The organism is Psychromonas sp. Urea-02u-13 (assembly GCF_002835995.1).
Taxonomy (GTDB): Bacteria; Pseudomonadota; Gammaproteobacteria; order Enterobacterales; family Psychromonadaceae; genus Psychromonas.
This window is the reverse complement of the sequence record NZ_PJBZ01000127.1, coordinates 1-7,387: the sequence shown is the minus strand read 5'-3', so window position 1 is coordinate 7,387 and position 7,387 is coordinate 1. Positions and strand designations below refer to the sequence as shown.

Annotated in this window: 5 protein-coding genes; 3 read left to right on the top strand and 2 right to left on the bottom strand. The window is 37.9% G+C overall.

Annotation, left to right across the window (positions count from 1 at the left end; all coding sequences use genetic code 11):
* Positions 1–135: 135 nt before the first annotated feature.
* Complete coding sequence (locus CXF74_RS20060; protein ID WP_101084301.1) at positions 136–978, bottom strand: substrate-binding periplasmic protein; 843 nt, start codon at positions 976–978, stop codon at positions 136–138.
* A gap of 942 nt (positions 979–1,920) precedes the next feature.
* A complete protein-coding gene (ilvC, locus tag CXF74_RS20055; RefSeq protein ID WP_101084300.1) occupies positions 1,921–3,402 on the bottom strand; it encodes a ketol-acid reductoisomerase in 1,482 nt (493 codons plus the stop codon).
* 159 nt (positions 3,403–3,561) lie between these two features.
* On the opposite strand from ilvC, the gene sseA reads away from it, so the two are divergent.
* From sseA to CXF74_RS20040, 3 genes are all read left to right on the top strand, one after another.
* The gene (gene sseA, locus CXF74_RS20050; protein ID WP_101084299.1) at positions 3,562–4,428 is read left to right on the top strand and encodes a 3-mercaptopyruvate sulfurtransferase; all 867 of its coding nucleotides are present in this window, start codon (positions 3,562–3,564) and stop codon (positions 4,426–4,428) included.
* Positions 4,429–5,310: an HTH-type transcriptional activator IlvY gene (gene ilvY, locus CXF74_RS20045; RefSeq protein ID WP_101084298.1), complete on the top strand. Its 882-nt coding sequence runs from the start codon at positions 4,429–4,431 to the stop codon at positions 5,308–5,310. It abuts the gene before it with no gap.
* A gap of 316 nt (positions 5,311–5,626) precedes the next feature.
* Positions 5,627–7,285 carry a sensor histidine kinase gene (locus CXF74_RS20040; RefSeq protein WP_101084297.1) on the top strand — a complete coding sequence of 553 codons (1,659 nt, stop codon included), beginning with the start codon at positions 5,627–5,629 and terminating at the stop codon, positions 7,283–7,285.
* Positions 7,286–7,387 lie beyond the last annotated feature (102 nt).

Below are 7,387 nucleotides of genomic sequence, written 5' to 3'. Positions count from 1 at the left end.
ATATCGCCGAATCAAGAAAGGGATGTCCTGTTTTACTTAAAATCACTGCACTACCACACTTACAGCTGAATTAGGGGCATTTAAAATTGATTGAAAGGGAAGATTGAGATCTTTTTATTTTAACCTCTCGTGGAATTATTTTAATGCGTTCTTCAATGTTTCTTGGAATTCTTCGGATTCTCTGATTTTTTTAACTGTAATCCAAAATTTCTCTGCGAAAATGGGATGCTTCTGATAAAAGCCATGAGAGAAAATAAGATATCGACCACTTCTGTCATATGGTTTATGAATTTTTTCAAATTTTGATTGTAATCCTGGTGTAGTTTTTATGAAATAGTCTGCTCGAATGCCGCTATCGACAATGACTTGATACCTACCTATACCCATCAAGCTAAAATTTTGTGCAGTTGTTTTTGCGGCATCGTAAACTTTGATCCCTTTATTTTTAAGTTTATCTACAATTGAGAAACCTGAGTTTGCTCCAACTCTTCCTGTGAGACCAACTAATTGGTTCCCATCCCAATACACAGGATCTCCTTTCAATTTATAAAACGTATACCCATCTACGTGTAGTGCAAAGCTATTATCCAGCTCTCCATTAGGTTTTAAGGGATATTGCCCTATTTTCATACGAGACTTCTGAAATGATGATCCAATCAGCCCAGAAATATTATTCGACCCTAGGTTCTTATGGCAACGTCTCCATGGCATAGGGGTTACTATTACTTTGACTCCTAATTCTTCACCAGCCTTTCTGACTAAATCAAGGTCTAAACCTTCTTTTTTTACATTCCAGTAAGGACGTTTATCAAAATCCATATAGCAAAACTCCATGGATTCTGGATTTTCTTCAGCTAAACAGAGTGGGCTAAAAAATATTAGGGAATATAAAACCATAGTAAAAAAATTAATTATAAAAATTTTCATATTGTCTTCGTGCCTCATTGAGTATGTTTCAAGTTCAATATTAAATTCCAAGCCCCACTTTGATTAACTTTAGTTTATTTGTATTGCTTCGCTACCTTTTATATTAGTACGCGGTTAATTGACTCGACTAAGCCCAGCTAAGAGTTAATTCTTTTAACTGGAGATTGAAATGAAAATACGTAAAATCTATTCAAGATAATTTAAAGTGATACTGTTGTGGCTGAGTAATATTCGGCCCAAAGCGATTTATAGGTTTCTAAGTCGCTTTGGGGGCGAAAGCGCTTTAGCTTTCCAGCACTCCAAAGGAGCATAAATTGTCGAATAAACACGCTCTCAAAACAAATTTTATTGTAAGTGATCAATCTTTATTATTTTCTGGCACTACGATAGTTTTCATCTCTTCTGTATTGTAAACGTTCGCAACGTAGTTTCTTATTTAAACTACAGACACAAAAAAGCCAAGGTAAAAACCTTGGCTTAACAATCGTTTTTAGCTGACAACTGACAGCTAATAGCTTTAATTAAGACGCTTCAACAATCGTTTTCATGTCTTTCGTATTGTAAATGTCGCATGTGGTTTTTACTAAATAACAGATACAAAAAAGCCAAGGTAAAAACCTTGGCTTAACAATATTTTTTAGCTGACAACTGAACGCTGACAGCTAATAACTTCGTTATTAAGAAGCTTCAACGATAGTTTTTTTGTCTTTCGTCTTGTAAACATCGCAATGTAGTTTCTTATTTAAACTACAGACACAAAAAAGCCAAGGTAAAACCTTGGCTTAACAATATTTTTTAGCTGACAACTGAACGCTGACAGCTAATAACTTCGTTATTAAGAAGCTTCAACGATAGTTTTTTTGTCTTTCGTCTTGTAAACATCGCAATGTAGTTTCTTATTTAAACTACAGACACAAAAAATCCAAGGTAAAACCTTGGCTTAACAATATTTTTTAGCTGACAACTGAACGCTGACAGCTAATAACTTCGTTATTAAGAAGCTTCAACGATAGTTTTCATGTCTTTCATGTAGCCACGTAGTTTCTTACCTACGATTTCTACAGGGTGACTACGAATCGCTTCGTTTACTTCGATTAAACGTGCGTTGTCTACAGAGTTAGATTTAACTTCAAGAGCAGAACCTAAGTATTGTGGGCTTAGCGCTTTAACGAAATCTGCAAGTAGTGGCTTAGCAGCGTGGTCGAATAAGTAACAACCGTATTCCGCAGTATCAGAGATAACAACGTTCATTTCGTAAAGTTTCTTACGTGCGATTGTGTTAGCGATAAGTGGAGTTTCATGTAGAGACTCGTAGTATGCAGACTCATCGATGATACCTGATGCTGTCATTGCTTCAAATGCAAGCTCAACACCCGCTTTGATCATTGCTACTAAGAAGATACCGTGGTCGTAGAATTCTTGCTCATCAATTTCCATGTTGCCAGCTGGTTGTTTTTCAAAACCAGTTTCAGCAGTTGCTGCGCGCCATTTAAGAAGATTAATATCATCGTTAGCCCAATCAGCCATCATAGTTGCAGAGAATTCACCTTCAATGATGTCATCCATGTGCTTGTTGAATAGCGGACGTAAGATAGCTTTAAGTTCTAAAGACATATCGAATGCTTTGATTTTAGCAGGGTTAGATAGACGATCCATCATGTTAGTGATGCCGCCGTATTTAAGGCCTTCAGTTACTGTTTCCCAACCAAATTGAATTAGTTTAGAAGCGTATGCTGGCTCAAGACCATCAGCAACCATTTTTTCGTAACCTAAGATTGCGCCAGTTTGCAACATACCACAAAGGATAGTTTGCTCGCCCATTAAGTCAGATTTAACTTCAGCAACAAAAGAAGACATAAGAACACCAGCGCGATCGCCACCTGTTGCAGATGCGTATGCTTTTGCCCAAACAAGACCGTGGCCCTGTGGATCGTTTGCTGGGTGAACAGCGATTAGTGTTGGAACACCGAAACCACGTTTGTATTCTTCACGTACTTCAGAACCAGGACATTTAGGTGCACACATGATTACAGTGATGTCTTCACGTACTTGCATACCTTCTTCAACGATGTTGAAACCGTGAGAGTAAGCGAGTGTAGCGCCTTCTTTCATAAGAGGCATAACCGCGCCAACTACAGCTGTATGCTGTTTGTCAGGAGTCAGGTTACATAGAAGATCCGCTTCTGGGATTAGCTCTTCGTAAGTACCAACAGTGAAACCGTTTTCTGTTGCATTTTTCCACGATTGACGTTGCTCTTTGATTGCTGCAGCACGTAGTGTGTAAGAAACGTCAAGACCAGAGTCACGCATGTTTAGACCTTGGTTAAGGCCCTGTGCGCCACAACCGATGATAACTACTTTCTTGCCTTTTAATGCTTCAGAACCGTCAGCGAATTCGCTACGATCCATAAAACGACATTGACCTAGTTGGTTTAGTTTTTCACTTAAAGGAAGTGTATTAAAGTAGTTAGCCATGTTTGACATGCTCCTGTTGTGTAATTAATGAGATAAAGTTTATGAAATGCACTATAACGTATAACTTATATTGCGCAAAATGATATATTAGCAACACTACGTTGCAAATTATGAAACATCGTTTGCGTACAGATTGAAAATTAAAGAGAGGCTAACTCAATGAGTTTATTAACACTTCCTAATGATCTTGTTTCGGTTAAATGGCTGGCAGAAAATATCAATGACAGCTCGCTTATATTATTAGATGCCAGTTACTTTATGCCCGCACTAAAACGAGATGGCAAAACAGAATGGTCTGCAGAGACAATTCCTGGTGCGCGCTATTTTGATTTTGATAAAAGTATTTGCGATCCAAGCAGTGCACTTCCGCATATGATGCCTAGTGCTGAATTATTTCAACAGGCGGTACAGGCATTAGGTATTAATCAAAGCAGCTGTCTGGTGGTATTTGATCGTTTAGGTATTTTCTCGAGTCCACGTGTTTGGTGGATGTTTAAAAGCATGGGCTTTAATAATATTGCCGTTTTAAACGGAGGTTTAACTAGTTGGAAAGAGCAAAGGTTAGCAACAAGCCCAGGCAAGTTAAAAAGTAATATAGATAAAGGTGACTTTATTGCCCACTATCAAGCAGATTTCATCGCAGATAAACACGTTGTATTAAGTGCCATTGATAATGAACATTCTCAGATAATAGATGCACGTGCTAAAAATCGCTTCTTGGGTGAGGTTGTCGAACCGCGTGCTGAGTTACGTAGCGGGCATATGCCAACAGCTAAAAATTTGCCTTTTAGTGATTTAATTGAAAATGGAGAAATGCGTTCTAGTGAGCAATTAAAACCTCTATATGAGCAATTAATAGATAAACAGCACAATGTCATTTTTAGTTGTGGCTCGGGTGTCACTGCCTGTGTTTTAGCGCTAGGGGCGTCATTATGTGGTTATAAAAACCTGACTGTCTATGATGGTTCATGGACAGAGTGGGGCGCAGATAAATGCTTACCTATAATAACGTCGGGTGACAAGTAGATGGATATTAAATCGTTAAAGCTATTTTTACATCTCAGTCACAGTTTGCATTTTAGTAAAACGGCACAAGCCAAACATGTCAGCCCATCAACATTAAGTCGCTGTATTCAGCGTATCGAAGATGAACTCGGTGTTGCGCTTTTAGTGCGTGATAATCGTTCTGTGGTATTGACCGATGCCGGTAATCTATTTAAACAATATGCCCTTAAGCAAATAGATCAATGGGAAGTACTAAAACGTGAATTAAAAGAGTCAAAAAGTGAATTAGAAGGGCAGATAAACTTATTCTGTTCAGTGACGGCCGCTTATAGTCACTTGCCACCTATTCTGGATCGCTTTAGACAGCTTCATCCAAAAATAGAAATAAAATTGAATACCGGCGATAGTGCCATCGCCGTTGATCAAGTATTGCAAGAGCAAGTCGATTTTGCGATCACCGCTTATCCAGATAGCTTTCCTGCGGGGTTACATTTTAAAAAGTTAGCGGAGATCCCACTCTCTATTATTGCGCCTTCAATTGCCTGTGCATTGACAGCTGAGGTCAATCAGCAGAGTGTTAACTGGAAAACGATCCCCTTTATTTTACCTGAACATGGTGCTGTTAGACGCCGTTTTGATAATTGGTTCCGTAAATTTAAAGTGGGAAAACCACATATTTATGCCACGGTGGCCGGTCATGAAGCATTAATTAGCATGGTGGCGCTAGGTTGTGGGGTGGGTATTGCACCCGATGTGGTTATCGAAAATAGCCCTGTTCGAGATCGTGTACAAGAGATCTCAAGTGAATCATCGATTCAGTCTTTTGATCTTGGTGTTTGTTGTAATAAAAAACGCTTACAAGAGCCTTTGATTCATGCATTTATTAGTTGTGTTGAAACTTAAGAGACATGACGATTTCTGCTTTGTATTTCCCTGTCTCATTTAATTGTCACTATTTTTGTTGAGTTTAGTGGTTGATTCAAAGATGGAAAATTAAGTTATTTAACTAAAACGTTTACGGCCACACATGAGTTTCTTCTATCAAGGTGGCATTTACACTTGTGCCATCTTTATTACTATAAGCAGGCATCTTCATCGTGCATTTCAAAATGAGATCTCGCTATCTTTTTTAAAAATGAAACATTTATAACAACGCAAAATAGTAGGTAGTAAATTATGCTATTAAGATAAACATAGTATTAAACTTTTTGGAGAGATTATGCGTGCAAGTTTACCGATCAAAGAAAAACGCTTGCCAAGCATATTGTTACTTTATCCTTCCGCTTTATTATCATTAGCTTTTTGCTTTTGCTCACTTTTATTAACTTATTTCACCTATCAAAGTTTGCGTCATGCACAGCATGAAGATGAACATCGTTATCAGACTTATTTGTTAGCGACACAATTACATCGACGCTCAGATCAACTCACACTCATGTCGCGTAGTTATGCAATGACCGGTGATGTGAAGTATTTTAAACTTTACAATGAGGCATTAGCTTTTCGTGTTGGTAAGCAGTTTCAACAGCAGCATCATCATCAAGTTTACTGGGATATGCTGATGCCTAAAAGTCATGTTAAGCCCACTGTGAAGACAGAAGAAAAATCATTTAAGCAATTAATCGAAAACCTAAAATTACCAGCAGAAGAGATGACTTTATTGTTGCAAGTCAAAAGGGCTTCTATGGTGCTATCGAAGAGTGAATCTCAAGCCTTTTTAGCAATAGAAAAGGGGCTCGCCAGTGGAAATTATAATAATAGCGCGGCTCAGCAACAGGCAAGCGCATTACTTTATAGCGAAGATTATTTACTTGAAAAAGGAAATATAGAGCGTAGCATCAGTGAATTTTTCGCGTTACAAGAACCCCGTAGTATCGAAGCGATTGCCTCTAATACCACACGACATTATGTTTGGGCGAGTTTAACCACTCTGTCTTTTTTAGTGCTTATTGCATTTTTACTTTATAACCTGTTCAAACAATCTAAAAGCAAACAGGTGTTTGTTAAAGCATTAAGAAAAGAAGTGTCTAATCGTACTTTAGAGCTCTTTGAAAAACGAGAGCAGTTAAAAGTGGTTATCCATGAAATGGAAGAGACAAAAAATCAGTTGGTAGAATCTGAAAAAATGGCTTCATTAGGGAATTTAGTGAGTGGTGTTGCACATGAAGTGAATACGCCCTTAGGCATTAGTGTGACGCTAGGGTCTTATTTACAAGATGAAACCAAATCTTTGTTAGTAAAAATAGAAAGTGGTCAACTTAAGCGCTCTGATTTAGATAAATATTGTGTGGAAAGCATCGAAAGCTTCACCTTATTATTATCAAATCTAGACAGAGCTGCTAATTTAATCAGTAGTTTTAAACAGGTTGCAGTTGATCAAAGTAGTGATGAAATTCGTACTTTTAAAGCGAGTGAATATATTGATGAATTACTGCTCAGCTTGCATCCGGTAATTAAGAAAACAGAGATTACGATCGTGGTGGGCACATCCGATAATGAGCCTTTAATCAATACTTATCCGGGCGCAATCGCACAAATTGTGACTAATTTGGTTATGAATGCACTGATCCATGCTTTTGATGAGGGTAAGCAAGGAAAAATAGATATTTCAGTTGCCTATCAAGGCACGCAAGTCGAGCTCTGTTTTTCTGATAATGGTAAGGGTATGGAAGCGGATATTGCTAGTCGAATATTTGAACCCTTCTTTACGACTCAGCGTGGGAATGGGGGCAGTGGGTTAGGCATGAGTATTGTGTATAACCTTGTTGTGCACCAATTAGGTGGCACCATAAAATGCAAATCAGTATTGCGTAAAGGCACATCATTTACGATTCGTTTTCCTGCAGATTTTAAATCTTCTTCATCAATAGCGAGGTAATACTGGTAGAGACACTCCCTATTATCGGGAGGTGGATTATTTACGCTATTATTTTATATTAGCATTTTTAAATAAAGTTAGCAGTATGTTAAGATTTAATGC

Coding starts and splice junctions, on each gene's coding strand:
- ilvC (WP_101084300.1), bottom strand. CDS start 3,402: ATGGCTAACTACTTTAATACACTTCCTTTAAGTGAAAAACTAAACCAA.
- sseA (WP_101084299.1), top strand. CDS start 3,562: ATGAGTTTATTAACACTTCCTAATGATCTTGTTTCGGTTAAATGGCTG.
- ilvY (WP_101084298.1), top strand. CDS start 4,429: ATGGATATTAAATCGTTAAAGCTATTTTTACATCTCAGTCACAGTTTG.
- CXF74_RS20040 (WP_101084297.1), top strand. CDS start 5,627: ATGCGTGCAAGTTTACCGATCAAAGAAAAACGCTTGCCAAGCATATTG.